Annotated in this window: 10 protein-coding genes and 1 pseudogene; 6 read left to right on the top strand and 5 right to left on the bottom strand. The window is 56.2% G+C overall.

Annotation, left to right across the window (positions count from 1 at the left end; all coding sequences use genetic code 11):
* Positions 1–108 precede the first annotated feature (108 nt).
* The 3 genes from HPC62_RS18835 to HPC62_RS18825 all read left to right on the top strand — a co-directional run bounded on the left by HPC62_RS18835 (position 109) and on the right by HPC62_RS18825 (position 2,713).
* Positions 109–1,086: a bestrophin family protein gene (locus tag HPC62_RS18835; protein WP_172358051.1), complete on the top strand. Its 978-nt coding sequence runs from the start codon at positions 109–111 to the stop codon at positions 1,084–1,086.
* A gap of 256 nt (positions 1,087–1,342) precedes the next feature.
* Complete coding sequence (locus HPC62_RS18830) at positions 1,343–1,897, top strand: DNA starvation/stress protection protein DpsA (RefSeq protein ID WP_172358050.1); 555 nt, start codon at positions 1,343–1,345, stop codon at positions 1,895–1,897.
* 51 nt (positions 1,898–1,948) lie between these two features.
* Positions 1,949–2,713, top strand: coding sequence for a sirohydrochlorin chelatase (locus HPC62_RS18825; protein ID WP_172358049.1), 765 nt, complete (start codon positions 1,949–1,951; stop codon positions 2,711–2,713).
* 41 nt (positions 2,714–2,754) lie between these two features.
* Here HPC62_RS18825 and HPC62_RS18820 read toward each other — a convergent pair whose 3' ends face one another.
* Together HPC62_RS18820 and HPC62_RS23565 are read right to left on the bottom strand one after the other, a co-directional pair.
* Complete coding sequence (locus HPC62_RS18820; protein WP_225910655.1) at positions 2,755–3,063, bottom strand: sensor histidine kinase; 309 nt, start codon at positions 3,061–3,063, stop codon at positions 2,755–2,757.
* A 377-nt stretch (positions 3,064–3,440) separates the two neighbouring features.
* Positions 3,441–6,962 (bottom strand): annotated as a pseudogene (locus HPC62_RS23565) (PAS domain S-box protein); the annotation flags it as partial.
* A 346-nt stretch (positions 6,963–7,308) separates the two neighbouring features.
* On the opposite strand from HPC62_RS23565, the gene HPC62_RS18795 reads away from it, so the two are divergent.
* Both HPC62_RS18795 and mscL read left to right on the top strand, forming a co-directional pair.
* On the top strand, positions 7,309–8,850 hold the full coding sequence (locus HPC62_RS18795; RefSeq protein WP_172358048.1) for a DASH family cryptochrome: 1,542 nt from the start codon (positions 7,309–7,311) through the stop codon (positions 8,848–8,850).
* Positions 8,851–9,806: 956 nt separating this feature from the next.
* The gene (mscL, locus tag HPC62_RS18790; protein ID WP_172358047.1) at positions 9,807–10,217 is read left to right on the top strand and encodes a large conductance mechanosensitive channel protein MscL; all 411 of its coding nucleotides are present in this window, start codon (positions 9,807–9,809) and stop codon (positions 10,215–10,217) included.
* Positions 10,218–10,268: 51 nt separating this feature from the next.
* Here the strand turns inward: mscL and nagA are convergent, their stop codons facing one another.
* From nagA to HPC62_RS18775, 3 genes are all read right to left on the bottom strand, one after another.
* Positions 10,269–11,417 carry an N-acetylglucosamine-6-phosphate deacetylase gene (nagA, locus tag HPC62_RS18785; protein ID WP_172358046.1) on the bottom strand — a complete coding sequence of 383 codons (1,149 nt, stop codon included), beginning with the start codon at positions 11,415–11,417 and terminating at the stop codon, positions 10,269–10,271.
* A gap of 284 nt (positions 11,418–11,701) precedes the next feature.
* On the bottom strand, positions 11,702–13,696 hold the full coding sequence (locus HPC62_RS18780) for an alpha/beta hydrolase (RefSeq protein WP_172358045.1): 1,995 nt from the start codon (positions 13,694–13,696) through the stop codon (positions 11,702–11,704).
* Positions 13,697–14,308: 612 nt separating this feature from the next.
* Positions 14,309–14,947 (bottom strand): zinc ribbon domain-containing protein, encoded by a 639-nt coding sequence (locus HPC62_RS18775; RefSeq protein ID WP_172358044.1) that lies wholly within the window; start codon positions 14,945–14,947, stop codon positions 14,309–14,311.
* Between the two features lie 431 nt (positions 14,948–15,378).
* Here HPC62_RS18775 and HPC62_RS18770 point away from each other — a divergent pair, with 431 nt between their 5' ends.
* Positions 15,379–16,815, top strand: coding sequence for a circularly permuted type 2 ATP-grasp protein (locus tag HPC62_RS18770; RefSeq protein WP_172358043.1), 1,437 nt, complete (start codon positions 15,379–15,381; stop codon positions 16,813–16,815).
* The last annotated feature ends 7 nt before the right edge of the window (positions 16,816–16,822 follow it).

The raw sequence follows: 16,822 nt of genomic DNA, 5'->3' as shown, positions 1-16,822 counted from the left end.
TGCGCCGCCCGCGCAGCGGGCGGCGCAGGGTTCAGGATCTGTTTTTTAATCTGGTCTATCTACATTAATAGCTAATACCAGTCGCCCTATCTCAATTCGCCAAACCTCATGCCTCAACCCCGTTGGAACCTCCTCCTTGCCCCCCAAAAGCGAAGCTGGTTTCGCTCTGCCCTGCAACTACGTGGCTCGGTCGTGCCCTACGTCTTGCCCAGAGCGTTGCTATGCGGACTGTTTGGAGAACTCATCGCCATCCTACATGCCCGTGACCTCGCAGTTTCGATTCCGGCGCTGTCTGGGCTGATTCCCAATATCGTGCTGGGCCTGCTGCTGGTCTTCCGCACCAACACCGCCTACGAGCGCTTCTGGGAAGGGCGAAAGCTGTGGGGCACCCTGACCAACACCACCCGCAACTTGGCGCGGCAAATCTGGGTAAATGTGGCTGAAAAGAATTCTCAAGATCGCGCCCAAAAGATTTCTATCTTGCGATTATTGGTTGCGTTTGCAGTGGCCACCAAGCTGCACCTCCGCAAACAGTCTTTTGAAGACTTGATGCTCCTTGATTTGCTCCCCAAAGATTACTACTTTAAGCTGCAAAATACCAACACGCCACCCTTAGAAATAGCCTTTTGGATTAGCAGCTATTTACAAAAGCAGCGCCGCCGAAATCGGCTTACAGCCTATCAACTCGACACAATGCAAAAAATGATTAGCACGATGGTCGATGTGCTGGGAGGATGTGAACGAATTTTAAGAACGCCTATTCCCCTGGCTTATGTGATTCATTTGAAACAATTGCTGTTGCTTTATTGCCTGACGTTGCCCTTCCAATTGGTCGCAGATTTACAGTGGGCGACCGGGCCCATCGTTGCTCTCATTACCTTTACGCTGCTGGGCATCGAAGAGATTGGCATTGAAATTGAAAACCCCTTTGGCACCGACGCAAACGATTTGCCGCTGGATGCAATGTGTTTAAATATGCTGCGGGATGTTGAAGATTTAATTAGTCTGGGGTCTGCTTGGGCAATTGATTCTAAGCCCTTAGCGGAAACTCAAGTTCAACCCAAAGATGCTTATGCTGCTGAATAGTCTTGGCATCGGAGAGCAATGCTTGGGCGATATTTTAGTGTTTTTTGGGCACTGCTTAATACAAAAGCTCTCAAAGAAGACTTGGGTTTGTATAATCGCTATTGAATTCGTTGTGAATTGTCATGATTTTTTGTGTTTTGAGAATCTTTCTTATTAAGAAATTGTGTGGTAGTTGACGGCTTTTTTTAATCTGTATACTGTGTTGAGTATCGACTGAAAAAAACCAGGAAACCTGCGATCATTGAGGAGCGCACCTATGGCTATTACGGCAAGTCCGATTCAAACCTTTGAGCAGATGAAAGACAACCCCATCGGGTTGGAGATGAACGTCACCACAGCGGTTTGTGAAGGCTTTAACATTGTCCTGGCAAGCTTCCAAGCGCTGTATTTGCAATATCAAAAGCATCACTTTGTGGTGGAAGGCTCTGAGTTTTATCAACTGCACGGATTTTTCTCGGAAGGCTATGACGAGGTGCAGGGCCATGTCCATGAGATTGGTGAGCGGCTAAACGGTCTGGGCGGTGTGCCCGTTGCCAGCTTCAGCAAACTGGCAGAGCTATGCTGCTTTACGCCAGAGCCGGACGGCGTATTTTCCTGTCGGGCCATGGTGGAGCATGACCTGAGCGCAGAGCAGGAAATCATCAAGGTGATCCGGCGGCAGGCTGGGCAGGCAGAGAGCCTGGGCGATCGCGCCACTCGCCACCTCTATGAAAAGATCCTGCTGGAGTCGGAAGATCGCGCCTTCCACCTGTCGCACTTCCTGGCCCACGACAGCCTCACACCGGCCTTCACCTTAGCCAGTCAGAATTGAGGATAATAAGGGGCAGATTCCTTTTTGACTCAACCCTAGCCAAATTCTGAATTGCCCGCCCATCTTCCCGCCTACCTTTTGGTGACTCACGGCAGCCGCGACCCCAGACCTCATGCCGAGGCTGGGGTTTTGGCGCATCAGGTTGCGGCGGAGTTGCGACGGCGGGAGGCGGGTGGGCTGCCGCCGCTGGTGGAGACGGCCGCACTGGAGCTAAGTCCACAGCCGTTGCACCAGCGAATCTTGCAAGTGGCGACGCAAGCGCTGACCCTGGGGGGCGATCGCCTCGTGATTATCCCGCTATTTTTGTTGCCGGGGGTGCATGTAATGGAAGACATCCCCGCTGAGGTGGCGATCGCCCGCCAGCAGGCTAGCCCGCGCCTGTCCATCGAGATTGCGCCCCATCTGGGGAGCCACCCCAGGCTGGCAAACTTATTGCCTGCCCCAAATTCTGAACCTGTGGCCCGAATTTTGCTGGCGCACGGCAGTCGTCGCCCCGGAGGCAATGCGCCCGTGGAAGCGCTGGCCCAGCAAATCGGGGCGATCGCCGCCTATTGGGCCTTGCCGCCGGGGCTTGCCGATCAGGCCGCCAGGCTGGTAGCTCAGGGCGCTCAGCAGGTGGACATTCTGCCGTTTTTTCTGTTTCCCGGCGGGATTACCGAAGCGATCGCCCAGGACGTGCGCGACCTGTCCACGCAGTTTCCCACCTGCCAGTTCCGGCTCTATCCGCCGTTCGGCGCGACTCCCCAGCTTGCTGCGCTGGTTCTGGATCTGGCGACCTGTCCGCTGGGTTGGGGCGAGGCGAGGCGGTCAGGCTGAGGGTTTTTCCCCTCTGCTGAGTGGGGCGACGTTTCCAGCAATCACTGCCGCAGAACGAGCGGAAGGCGGAGCCAGACGGTGGTTTGTCCTGCGCTGCTGCGAATGCCAATGCGGCCGCCCAGCAGTTCCGTGAGCTTTTTGACCAGCGCCAGCCCCAGGCCAGTGCCGCTGTGCCTCCAGGGGTCGCTGCTGGGGATGCGATAAAACCGATCAAACACGCGATCGCACTCCTCTGGAGGGATTTCGACCCCTGTGTTGGTGATGGTGATGAGTAAGTGAGGGAGTGGAAGGGGGCTGGAGAGCGGGCTTTCAGATTCGGCTCCATCTTGTTCCACTTCGTCGCGCTCCATGCGGTCGCTGCTGAGGCTGGCTCGCACCTCGATGCGTTCGCCGATGGCGAATCCAACCATGTTCGACTTCTGACGTTGTTTACGAGGCTGGCTCGCACCTCGATGCGTTCGCCGATGGGGGTATATTTGCGGGCGTTGTTGAGCAATTCAGTGAGGATGCGCTCAAAGTGGCTGAGGTCGGTGGTGAGGGGCGGCAGGTCGGGCGGCAGGTCAAGGCTGAGGTGCTGCTGGTGGCGATGGATGCGGTCTAAGAAGGGTTCCGCAACGTGGGAAATCCAGGATTGCAGGTGAATGGGAACAGGGTGCAGCAGATCGACTTCGGCATCGAGCCGGGAAAGGTCAAGCAGGTCGTTGATTAGATTAATCTCTCGCTGACATTCCTCTTGCAAAGTCTGCACATAGCGCCCTAGCGGATGGCTGGGGTTGTCGAGGATGCCCTCTGCTCGGAGGGTTGTTTCAACCATCTGAGCTGCCATTTTGACATTGGCGACGGGGGTTCGTAGCTCATGGGAAATGGTGCAAAGAAAGTCGTCTTTGAGCTGATTCAGGCGGGCCAGTTCGGTGACCTGGGCCTGGGCGGCCTGATAGAGGCGAGACTGGCGGAGGGCGATCGCGCACTGGTTGGCCACCTGCTGCACCAGCCGCACCTCCAGCTCGTTAAAGAATTCATCGGCGGGCCGCAGCAGCACCATGTCTCCCAGGACTCCCTGATCGTCTCGGATGGGGCAGGAAAAAATCGTACAGTGTTTGGCCACTGGGCGGGTCAGCAGACGATTCGCGAAGCGATCCCTACGGGAATCGCGCGTCACCTCGTTGGCATAGCAAAACTGCTGATGCATTCCCTGCAAAAGCTGGCGATAGAGATCGGGATAGTCTGCCATGAGGATCTGCGTGCCCTCTTCGGACTTAACCTCGCGGGTATAGTCGCAGTAGATGGTGGAAACCTGGTTTTCGGCATCGTAGAGCGCGGTGTCGCAGCAGAAGACCCCAAGCGCCTGCCCCAGCTCTTGCACCGCCGTTTGCAAGATTTTGCGCTCGTCGAGGCTATCGCGGACTTGGTCAGTAATTCGCTTGAGCAAGGCTTCGAACTCAAGAGACTGGCGCAGTTCGCCCGTGCGCTCGGCCACTTTGGTTTCTAGCTCGGCGTTGATCCGCTGCACTTGGCTGTAGAGTTCCGACTGCTGCACGGCGATCGCCAACTGGTTGGCCAGTTGCATCAGCAAATCTATCTCCCAGGTCTGCCACTCTCGCAAAGATTGGCATTGGTGAACACACAGCAGCCCCCACAGATTGCCGTCGCAGTTGATGGCAACGGTCAGACCAGATTGCACGCCCACGCGGGTCAGCATCTCGCGAAACTCTGGCGAGAGGTTCGCCGTGTGAATGTTGTCGATGCGGGTGGGTTGAACTTCGGTGCTGGGGCGATTCGCGAAGCGATCCCTATGGGAATCGCCATATTGCCGCAATAGCACTTCTTCGACCCGACCGCAGACCTGGGGATCGTCTAGCACCACGCCCCAACCGGGCAAGCTCGATTCCACAATCGCCTGGGCAGGTTGCGTGGAAACCTGATGAAAGCGGTAGATCAAAGCGCGATCGCACTGAAACAACTGCCGCACGTCCGTAACCACAGAGTTCAAAATTTCGCTTAAATCGAGCGACTGGTGAATATGCCGCGTCACGCGAGACAACAGCCGTTCCCGCTCTACCTGGAGCCTTTGCGCTTCTTCCGCATCCTTGAGATGGTGGATATCGGTCATGGTGCCAATCATCCGCACGGGCGTACCATGTTCGTCGCGGAGGATCTGCGCTCGATCTAGCACCCAGCGGTAGCTGCCGTCTTTGCAGCGCAGCCGATACTCGACCCGAAACAGGGGCAGCGCTCCCTGGCAGTAGGCTTCGTAAACCGACATGACCCGCGCGTGATCATCGGGATGGATGCGCTGCTCCCACGCTTCGTAGGTTTCTGAGGGTTCGTCGGGCTGGTGGCCCAGCATGGTCTTCCAGCGCTCAGAGTGGAAGGTCTTGCCCGTGATCAGGTCTGCATCAAACACGCCGTCATTGGTGGACTGGACGACGGTTTGCCAGCGCGTTTCGCTGTCTTGCAGGGCGAGTTCGGCTTGTTTTCGCTGGGTAATATCGATGCAGGCGATCGCCACGCCATAGTTTTCTAGCGGAATCGGCGCAGCGCAGACATTCACCCATTGCACAGAGCCGTCGGCGCGAACAATGCCCTTTTCAACATTATGAACAGGCTGTTGCGCTGTCAGAGCGCGGACGCTGGCGAATTCCTCTGGCGGCATGGGGGTGCTGTCTGGCCGCAGCATGGGCTGGGCAGGGCGATCGCACGCATAGCGCGTTTGCTCAACCGCCGGAATGCCCAACATTTCCTCCAGTACCGGATTCACCTCCACAATCCGACCCTGTTCATCCGTCATAGCAATGCCCACGGGCACAGTTTGAAACAGGGTTTCGTATTTGCGCTGGCTTTCGCGCAGGGCCGCTTCGATTTGTAATCGTTCAGTCACGTCTTTGGCGATCACCAGTTCTGCCCGCCGCCCCTGGTAGGTGAGCCGGTACGAGGTAATTTCCACTTGGATCGGACTGCCATCTTTTTGGGTGTGTAGCCAGATGCCCGAATCTTCCATGCCCTGATTCACGGCAGAGATCATCGCCAGCAGCCGAGGAATCTCCTCTGGTGGGCGGATTTCTGCCAGGGTCATGCTGAGAAATTCCTCGCGGCTATAGCCATATTTCTGCACCGCCGCTTCATTCACCATGAGAAACGCCAGCGTGTCTAGGTCAAACACCCACATGGGCAGGGGATTGCTTTCAAACAGCAGCCGGTAGCGCTGCTCCGAGGCTTGCAGCGATCGCTCTGTCTCTTGGCGCTTGAGCAAGGCGGCGATCGCCCCCGATAGACTTTGCAGCCATTCCAGCAGCGATGGCGACACCTCCTGCCGCTGGGGATGTCCCAGGCTAAGGGTGCCGAGGGTGCGTCCGTCTGCGGTCAGCGGCAGGCACACGAACGTAGCGATCCCCAGCACCCGCAGCAGTGACGTGCGATCGCCCGGAACCGTCGCTTCAGGTTCGTAATGCCGGATCAGCGCTTGCCCCGTTTGCGCGACCACGCCCGACATGGTTTCTGCAACTGGAAACTCCAGCGTCGGCGCGTGGGTACAGGCTCCCCTGCATTCGCGAGTCTGTTCATTAATCCATTCGCCGCCCCATCCCTCTATGGCTTCCCCGACGGCTGGATCTGCCGAACAATCCACGCCACACAGCCCCTCAAACACCATCGTCTGACGGGTCGTGTCATATCGCTCAATGGCCACGATCAGAAAGCCCGTCGCTTGCCGCACCTCTTCGGCAATGCAGCGAAACACATCCGGCGTAGATTGGGCGTTTAGGCTGAGCGTTAGAATGCGGTTGAGGGTGCGCTGTTCCTGGTGATAGCGCTCTAGCTCTAGCTCCATCTGTTTGCGGCGAGTCACGTCGCGCCCGACGGCTTGCAGTTCGATCAGTTCGCCAGATGGGTTAAAAAAGCCCTGGACGATCCACTCATACCAGGTCATTTCGCCCGTTGCGCTCCAGACCCAATGTTCGTGGGTTTGAACCGGGCTATCTGGGGTCAGGGTTTGAATTTCGGTCAACTGCTGAGTGACGCGGCCCTGCTCGTTTGGATGAACCAGGTTGACGAGGGGCTGCCCCAGCAGTTCGGCTGCGGATTTGCCAAAGCGATCGCAATAGGCCGAATTCACAAAGGTCAGCACGCCATTGGGCAAAAAGCGGCAAACTAGCTCGGTTTGGCTATTCACCACGGCTTGATAACGGCGAGCGCTCCCTGCTTCGTCTGCACGGCTGCTAGAGGGATGGGTGGCACCAGGATCGGGGTTCATGCAGCCTTTAACACGAGTCTGACTGAGCAGACAAAGGGATTAAATTAACGATCTTAACGGTCTTAAATTGATTACCTTAAACCGATTTCAGCCATTTGATTGACAATGCACCCTCTTTCTTCAGAGTAGCAAGAGAGCCACAATCTCTAAAAATTCTTAACAAGTCTGGTCTTCACTCGCCAAGATGAGCCGATATCTAAGCGCTGCAAATTGGGCTGAGTGGGTCTGCAAATCGGGCTGCAAATCCGGGCTGTCCGCAGGCAACCAAGCCTGTGTAACGCTATGTTAAGGAATGGATGCTGATCCATGTGCCCTGATGACAGTACTCTGAAGTATTCTGACGACTGTGACCCAACGTATTCTTCTCTGGTTCCGCAACGACCTCCGGCTCCACGATCATGAACCGCTGCATCGGGCGATCGCCAGCGGCGCAGAGATCGTCCCGGTCTACTGTTTCGACCCGCGCCAGTTTGATAAGACTGCTTTTGGCTTCCCCAAGACAGGCGCGTTTCGGGCCCAGTTTTTGCTAGAGAGTGTAGCTGATTTGCGGCGATCGCTCTGCGGCCTGGGCAGTGATTTACTCATTTGCCAGGAGTGCCCTGAACTTATTATTCCCCGCCTGGCAGCAAAACTGGCGATTTCTGCGGTCTTCTATCACCAAGAAGCGACCGCCGAGGAGCAAGCAGTCGAAATCGCCCTCAGCAATGCCCTAAAGCCGCTGGGCGTTCGGGTGCAATCGTTTTGGGGACATACGCTCTATCATCCCGATGATTTGCCCTTTGATCTGTCGCAGCTTCCGGAGTTGTTTACCGCTTTTCGCAAGCAGGTCGAGCGCGACTCATCGGTCAACCCGCCCCTGCCTGCGCCCAAGTCGCTGCCGCCCCTGCCAGAGGATTTGCCAGACGACTGGCCAGACGATTCGCACAAACCAGGCGAAATTCCCACTCTGGCAGACCTGGGGCTGATGCCGCCTGCAACCGATGCGCGGGGGGTGCTGCGGTTTCAGGGGGGCGAAACGGCGGGACTGGCACGACTCAAGGATTATTTTTGGGAGGGCGATCGCCTGCGGGTATACAAAGACACGCGCAACGGCATGTTGGGTGCAGACTATTCCTCCAAGTTTTCGCCGTGGCTGGCGTTGGGCTGCCTGTCGCCGCGCCTGATCCACGCCGAAGTCGGTCGCTACGAAGCAGAGCGCATCAAAAACGACTCCACCTACTGGCTCATTTTTGAACTGCTCTGGCGCGACTATTTTCGCTTTATCTGCGCCAAGCACGGCTCCAAAGTGTTCTATCCCTCTGGTCTCCAGGGCATTCCCATCCCTTGGCAGCAGGATTGGCAGCGGTTTGACCTGTGGCGCAAAGGGCAGACGGGCTTTCCGCTGGTGGATGCCAACATGCGAGAACTGGCCGCCACCGGGTTCATGTCCAATCGTGGACGGCAAAACGTCGCCAGTTTCCTAACGAAAAATCTGGGCATCGACTGGCGCATGGGCGCAGAGTGGTTCGAGTCGCTGCTGATCGACTACGACGTATGCAGCAACTACGGCAACTGGAACTACACGGCGGGCGTGGGCAACGACGCTCGCGGCTTTCGCTTTTTCAACATCCTCAAGCAGTCCAAAGACTACGATCCGCAGGGCGACTATGTAAAGCACTGGCTACCAGAACTGGCGAACGTGCCCGCTGCTAAGGTGCATGAACCCTGGAAACTGTTGCCCGTCGAACAGCAGCGCTTTGGGCTACGGCTGGGCGTGGATTATCCCAATCCCGTGGTGGACTTGTTCAAATCGGCAGAAGCGAACGAAAAAATCTACAACGCCGCCACGCAGGGTTGGAGCGCGGCTCCCAAGCCCAAAGCCTTGCAGCGAGGCAAGCGTCGGCGCTAAGAAGCCCTGACATCGATTTGCGATTTTGGATTTGCGATTTTGGAGTGCCCGTCAAGCTCTGCAAGATTTCTAGCCATTCTTTTCCTGGCTCCGCGCAGGCGATGTGGCTAGCAGAATTGGTATAGGGTGGTTAGCAGAATTGATACAGGATTGAGACAAGAAAGCGCCCGAAAAGCAAGACTGCTCCGACAGCATCCTGTTGACCTTGCAATCCGAAAAAACTCGCACTACCGTATGGGCAGAAAGGGTTCCTAGAGCCGTGGTTTGACCGATAGAAATTTCTCTGGGCTGAGGGATCGGCCTGAAGAGAATCTCTTAGGACTTACGCAGTTGGAGGATTTCTTGCGGGCTGCACCCGCAAGAAATCCTCCAAAACCTAGAGAACTTATGGCAAGTGCGTCAGTCCTGTCTCTCAGAGGGTGTTTGAAAAGGTATCGCCTGTAATGTTAAGCACTCAGAGATCCCCCCTAGCCCCCCTTAACAAGGGGGGAAACCGCCTTAAAGTCCCCCTTTTTAAGGGGGATTTAGGGGGATCTAGCACGCTTTGCTACAAACAGTAGGACTTTTCAAACATCCTCTCAGAGGGTGTTTGAAAAGGTATCGCCTGTAATGTTAAGCACTCAGAGATCCCCCCTAGCCCCCCTTAACAAGGGGGGAAACCGCCTTAAAGTCCCCCTTTTTAAGAGCTAATTTGTAAAGGAGCCTGAAAGCCTTGTTAATCAAGGATTTCCGAGAAACCGCTTTTCCTGGGCAAACATGACCTCAAAGCCACACATGCCAAGAGTTTCAGGCTTCTTAAGATTTGCTTCATAAATTAGCTCTAAGGGGGATTTAGGGGGATCTAGCACGCTTTGCTACAAACAGTAGGACTTTTCAAACATCCTCTAAAGGCAGTTTCTAGGTTAAATGTCTGATTGATTCTTCTGGTTGATTGTGTTTAGGAGTGAACAGAAATCATGGCTCGACGAAACGGTGCGGTAGGCGGGTTTCTCCGCGATTTTCGAGAATTTGCCCTGAAGGGAAACGTGGTTGACTTGGCGGTGGGTGTAATCATCGGCGCAGCCTTTGGCTCGATTGTGCAATCGCTGGTGGACGACATCATCATGCCCATCATCGCCCTGATTTTTGGCGTAGATCCGGCGGCAGGAATTTCGGGCATCACAATTATTGGTGCTATTCCCGTGGGCAATTTTTTGGCCGCCATTATTAACTTCCTGATTATTTCCTTTTCGCTGTACCTGGTGATCAAGTGGTTTGCTTCGTTTAAGCGCAAGGAAGCCGATCCCGAAGCGCCTGATTTGGCTGAGGTGAACACTCGCCTAGCGGATGCGGTGGAGCGCCTGACGGAAACGCTAGAACGACGCTAGTCGCGACGATGCGAGGGCGTGGGGGTGGGTTAGGAGTTAGGAGCTTAATTGCTAGCTCATCACCGCCAAATATTCGCCCCGATCGCACACGCCGGTAATCTCCAGCGCATCGTTGAACATCGCCAGGTTTGCGACGTAGCCAGGTGCGAGATAGCCCAGACGATCGTTCACGGCGATCGCCGCGGCGGGATAAGCACTCGCCATCCGCAGTGCCTCGTCTAGGGGCAGCCCAATCGAAACGCAGTTGCGGATGGCCTCGATCATCGTCAGCGCAGAGCCGCCCAGGGTTCCCTCGGCCGACACGCACTTGCCCTCGCGGTAGAACACCACCTGCCCGCCAATCCTGAAGGAGTCCATCTGAGTGCCAACGGGCGGCGTGGCATCGGTGACAATTAGCAGCTTTTCACCTTTCATGCGGTGGGCCAGGGCGATCGAGCGCAGGTGGGTGTGATGACCGTCGGCAATAATTCCGGCATACACGTCATCTCGGTCAAAGGCAGCGCCTACCAGCCCCGGACTGCGCCCCAGCCAGGGCGACATGGCGTTAAATAAATGCGTCACCATGCCCACGCCTGCGTCGAATCCGGCGATCGCCTGCTCGTAGGTTGCATCGCTATGGCCGGCGGACACCAAAATACCTGCATCTGCCAGCGTCAGAATATCGTCTATCTCTACGATTTCGGGAGCCAGCGTCAGCAGCAACACAGAATTGCGACCCGCCGCCGCGATCTGCTGAATCATTGCTGGTTCGGGCCGACGGATGTAGCGCTCGTTGTGGATGCCCTTGCGCTTTGGGTTTAGATAGGGCCCTTCCAAATGCAGCCCTAGCACGTTATGGGGGCGAAATTTTCGATAGTCGCGCACCAGTTCCATCGCCCGCAGCATATCCGTATCCGACGTGGTGATCAGCGTTGGCAAATAGCTGGTGGTGCCGCTTTTAAGGTTGGTCGTGTGCATGATCTCCAGCGTCTTGGCTGTAATCTCGTCGTTGAACATGACTCCCCCACAGCCGTTCAGTTGCAAATCGACAAAACCGGGTGAAACGTGGTCGCCTTGCAAGTCAATAACGCCGAAAGAGTCGGGTAAATCCCAGGACGGGAGAATGTCGAGAATGCGATCGCCCTCAATCAGCAGCGCGTGATCGACCAAATCTTGCTCACCAGTATGCAGTACGCAATTTGTCAGGGCGTAGGGGCGCATAGTTAGGACAAAATAAAAGGCAAAAGGCGTTCGCGCTGCCGTTCGTGAATTCGTGTATCAGCTTGAACGAAATTAGTCTTGCTGACGTTTCATCTGACGTTCATCTGATGTTCTAACTGTGGGATCAGTGCAGGGCAGAAGGGCGATCGCCCCCGGCAACAGCACGTCCCTTAAACTCTAAATTCTGCTCCGGTCAATGCGGACAGTCTCAAGAGGCTGGCCTCAATCATACATAAACTCAAAAGGCCGCGCTCCAAATTGATCCGCACATTGATCCGCCAGATTCAGGATCTATCGGCTTCTTCTAAGTCTTTTGAGTCTGAGTCTGCGTCTGTGATTCCCGCATGGGCGGCTCGATCCGTCAGTTCCCCATCTGCCTGCTCGGAATGTAGCCTCTGAGAATGCCCTGGCTGAGAATGCCCTGACAAATTGGCTCGTCCCGGTTGACCTTTGCGCCGCAGCACCCGATTCACCGATGAGGATAAATATCCCGGCAGGACAAACACCACCAGCGGCAACCCCGCCAGCAGCACGGTGATCCCCGTTCCTGCCACCTGCGTTCTGACGTATTGACGCGGCTGGGGCTGGGCGCTGGAGGTCATCTGTTCTAGGGGCAGCGCTGCCATCTGGAGCCAGTTCGACAGCTTTTCTGAAAGCTGGGCATTTAGCCGCAGTTGGAGGGTGGCGGTGGAAAACGACTGGACATACTCTGCCGACAAAAATGGCTTGTAGTGACGAGCATCCGGCGTAAGCTGTTTGACAAAGGACAGCGAGATGCCCTTGAGCAATTGTCGGAGTGCCTCTGTTTCGCGATCGCCCTGTTCTCGCATAAACAGGCTGTGGGTAAGCGCCTGGTTCAGGTTTTCGGGATCGCCAACACTGAGGTGCCCGCCGCCAATGACTGTGAGCAAGAGCTTGGAATCAGCCGGAAGCTGGGTAAAGGGCAACAACTGCTGGCTGACGGCGGGCATCACTGCGTCTGAAGTGCCCGATACAATCAGCGTCGGAATACGGATCTTCGCCAGACTCTCTTCGTCAAACAGGCGACCAATCACCGGATTGAGCAGCATCACTCGCGCCACCCGGCGATCGCGCAGATCGGGCAGTTCGTCGGGCAGATCCGCCGCCGTACACTGCAACCAGTCAGCAATGGACAGGGCGACCCGCTCCGGGCTATTGCAAAACTGGCGCAGATTGGGCAAGTCGAGTCTGGCTCCGGCCAGCGCTAGCGCCGTGTAGCCGCCCAGCGAGTGGCCGATGACCACGACCTGCTGGGTATCTAGCCGCCCCCTGAGCAACGTGGAGTGACGATTCAACCGATCGAGTTCGCTCAGTAAAAAGCTGATGTCATGAGGGCGATCGATAAACTCCTGGCTGGGCAGAAGATCGGTGCCATGTCGCCCCCGTGTCCTCCCCTGCGTAATTTCCGTGATCCAGGCGACGTTGCTGCCAGGGTGTTCCAGTGCGGCCACTGCAAAGCCATAGGAAGCCAAGTGTCTCGCCAGATAGCCCAAAAATCGGCGGTCGGCTCCAAAGCCGTGAGAAATAACGATAAGCGGGCCAGTCGTGCGATAGCTCCAGTACAAATCGACCGGAATCGTGCGGGCCCGTTCGTAGTCGCGGAAGACGAGGGACTGCTGGCGTACCCAATGCATACCGGGACGGGTCGGGTCTAGCTCCGCATGGAAGGGAGCTGCTTCAGGCACGGTCAGCTCGCGCTCCAAAATCGAGGTCAGCGCCTGACTTTGCCAGTAGGCTAGATTCATCTGCGAGGTCAGCGAGGCCACTGCCGTCAGGTCTAGCACGACTTCTGGAGCGGGAAATTCTTGCAAGAATCCCAGCAGGCTCAGCCCGTTGGCGTGGGTGGCGGCACGAGTCAGCGCCAGTTGCAGCATTTTGCGATCGCCATTGGGGATAACGCGCTCCAGTGCTGTAAGCAGGCGATCGCCCGCCGAGGAACTCAGGAGATCCTTAACCAGGCGATGCCCAGCGTTTGGATCAAGTGGAATACTGCTTTGCAGCGTGCTTTGCAGAGATGGACTAAGCAGCAGACGATAGCCCCGCAGCGACCCCTGCACATCCCCGGTCTTGGCGTAGTGCTGTAAATCGGACAATTGCACCGAAGACTGCACTGGGCCGAGCTTGATCGAGAGCTTTTTTGCCGCTGCTGCCGGATCGGCTAGGCTACCCACCAGCAGCAGCGCTCCACCCACCCAGCCCAGGGGCGATCGCCATCGCTGGGCCGTGATAAACCGCTTCAGAGGGGCAGATAAAAGCACAGATGGGACATCACGCCATCGGTCAGCAGGTGCAGGTCTTTCGGTTTTCGCGGACAGATTCTCAACTCCGGGGGCGGCGTGTCGAGTAAAAAACCGTCGAGCGTGTAGGGGCAGCAAAGGCATCGCAAACAGGTCTACAGAGCATCTCGGCAAATGAGCGGGTCGGGCAAATCAGCGAGGCTGTTGTTCTGATGGGGTTTCTGAACAGGGCATTCTGAACAGGGCGTTCCGACGAAATCCGCTGGGCTAGAAGCAGGTATTGTTAACCATACCCAGATTGCTGGTGCAACGGTATAAATCCAGCGGCATAAAATCAACAATTTGTAAGAATTTAAGATTTTGACCACCCATTAGTTAGTTTTCCCTACCTGCCAAGGTAGATTACAGCAAGTTAACAATCTGTCAGACTTCGCGGCTACAAGTCTGCTTTAGAAAACCGGGTGAGAAAATCTGGACGAGAGATCCGGCTGAGAAATTTGGACGAGATATCTAGACGGGAAAACTTGGGCGAGAAAAGTGCCCGCCAACCTTCTTATCGGGCTTCGTACAGGGCTTTATAGGGAGCTTTACAGGGGGCTTTACAGGGGATGCAGGCTGAATCTGAAGCTTGCCTTAGCTGTGGCTCAGTTCTCCCACCCGATGACCACACTGGGCGCAAAAGCGATCGCCCATCTGCACCTCGCCGCCACACTGGGTACAAAATCGCTGCTGGGACTGGCGTTCGGCACTGCCCATTCGCATCTCCAAACTGCCCATCTTCATTTGCATCGGGTTCAGGCGCATTTCCATATCGCCCATCTTTAGCTCGCCCATCTGCATCTCGCCCATTTGTAGGGGATGACCGGAATTCATCGGCGGCATTGGCTTCATGGGTTCCATTGGCTTCATGGGTTCCATTGGCTTCATGGGTTCCATTGGCTTCATGGGTTCCATCGGCGGCATTGGGTCTTCTGTCGTTTCCTGCATCGGCAGCACCGCCGCCCCCGAAAGCACAGGCACACCGTTGAGCGACTGCATCTGGCTCCCCTGCACCTGCACAAAGCGCGAGCCGTTTTCTGTCTCCACTTGCACCACCACACCGCCTGCTGTGCGAAATGCCTGGGGTGGTGCGGCCCAAGCACCCGTTTCGACCGACATTCGCTGGCTTTGCTGCTGTCCGGCGCTGGCGCTTAGAAGGGTGAGAATCGTGAGGCGATCGCGGCTTTCAATCCAGAGGCGCTGACCTGCACCCAGGTCTGTGACGTATGCCATAGCTAGCTCTTCCTTAATCTTTTCAAAGGGAATCCAGGGGAATTTCAAAAAGGTTTGGTATCATCCCTACATCCTAAACGCCAGACCCAAAGACTCTGCCCAAAACAAGCAAGGATCGGGGGGGTTGAAGCGCTAGAGGATGCTTGCGAACCAGTTCAACACTGAAAGCAGGTTTTTACAGTATCCGTTTTGGCCGATTTGGAAGACGCGGTTTGCCATAGTGGGGGGCGTGGTAAGTACACAGCAGCAGGCTGGGCGGTGTTCTAAAACTTTCTAGGTTGTTGCTTGCCCTGAGTCGATTCCCCCCTTTTAAGGGGGGCTGGGGGGATCAAAAGTGCTCTAAAGCCCGTCCTAGGGTCATTCATCCGCACCCTTTGACGAATCAAAGAAACGAGCCAGAAAAATTACTAGAAAAATTAATTTCTTTTGCCGTGAAACTGGACGACTACGACCCCGGAGATTTCTACGACGAGCTGTTTGTCGAACGAGGACAGCCTCGCCCCGAAGCGCTGCCGCTGGTTGAGCGCATCAACTCTTTGAGCATCGAGGAGTTGATGCAGCGACAGCAGTCTGCCCAAAAAGCCCTACTGCGGCTGGGGGCGACCTTCAACGTCTATAGCGATGAACAGGGCACTGAGCGGGTGTTGCCCTTCGACATTATTCCGCGCATCGTATCTGGACATGACTGGGCCTGGCTGGAGCGCGGACTCAAGCAGCGGATTGAGGCACTGAACCGCTTCTTGAGCGATATTTATGGCGAGCAAAAAATCGTCAAAGACGGACTGATTCCGGAAGACTTAATTTACTCATCTAAAGGGTTTCTCAAGCCTTGTCTGGGCATGGAGCCGCCCAACGGCATCTGGTGCCATATCACGGGGACAGATCTGGTGCGCGATCGCGACGGGCAGTGGTACGTGCTGGAAGACAACCTGCGCTGTCCCTCTGGCGCGTCCTACGTGCTGGAAAATCGCCGCGTCATGAAAACCACATTTCCGCTGGTGTTTGGGCAGATGCCGATTTTGCCTGTAGACGACTACGCGGGCCAGCTTTTGGAAACCCTGCTAAACCTGGCTCCGCCCCACCTGGACGATCCCACCGTGGTTGTGCTGACACCGGGGATGTACAACTCTGCCTATTTCGAGCATTCCTTTTTGGCGCAGCAGATGGGCGTGGAACTGGTGCAGGGCAGCGATCTGGTGGTGGCGGATGGCTATCTGCAAATGAAGACCACCAAGGGTCTTCAGCGGGTAGATGTGGTCTATCGCCGCATTGACGATGATTTTCTTGACCCCACCACGTTTCGCCCCGACTCGATGCTGGGTATTCCCGGCATTATGGAGGTCTATCGGCGTGGGCGGGTGGCGCTGGCCAATGCGCCGGGTACGGGCGTAGCCGACGACAAGGTAATCTACGCCTACGTGCCCAAGATGGTGAAATATTATCTGGGCGAAGACCAGATCATTCCCAACGTGCCGACCTATCTCTGCTGGGAGCCGCAGGATCAGGCCCATGTGTTAGCAAACTTGGACAAGCTGGTGGTGAAGGCGGCGAACGAGTCTGGCGGCTATGGAATGCTGATCGGCCCCCACGCCACGCCAGAGCAGCGCGAAGACTTTGCCGAACGCATCCGCGCCACCCCGCGCAACTATATTGCCCAGCCCACGCTTACGCTGTCTCGCGCCCCGACGCTGATGGGCGATCGCATCGAAGGGTGTCACGTCGATCTGCGGCCGTATATCCTCTACGGCAAAGAGATTTATGTGAACCCTGGCGGACTCACCCGCGTTGCCCTGCGGCGCGGCTCCCTCGTCGTCAACTCATCCCAGGGCGGCGGCACGAAGGATACGTGGGTCGTGGGCAATAGTTAGCAAGTCC

The organism is Thermoleptolyngbya sichuanensis A183, assembly GCF_013177315.1.
GTDB classification, from domain to species: Bacteria; Cyanobacteriota; Cyanobacteriia; order Elainellales; family Elainellaceae; genus Thermoleptolyngbya; species Thermoleptolyngbya sichuanensis.
Note: the sequence above shows the minus strand (reverse complement) of the source record. Positions and strands in the feature narration are given on the sequence as shown.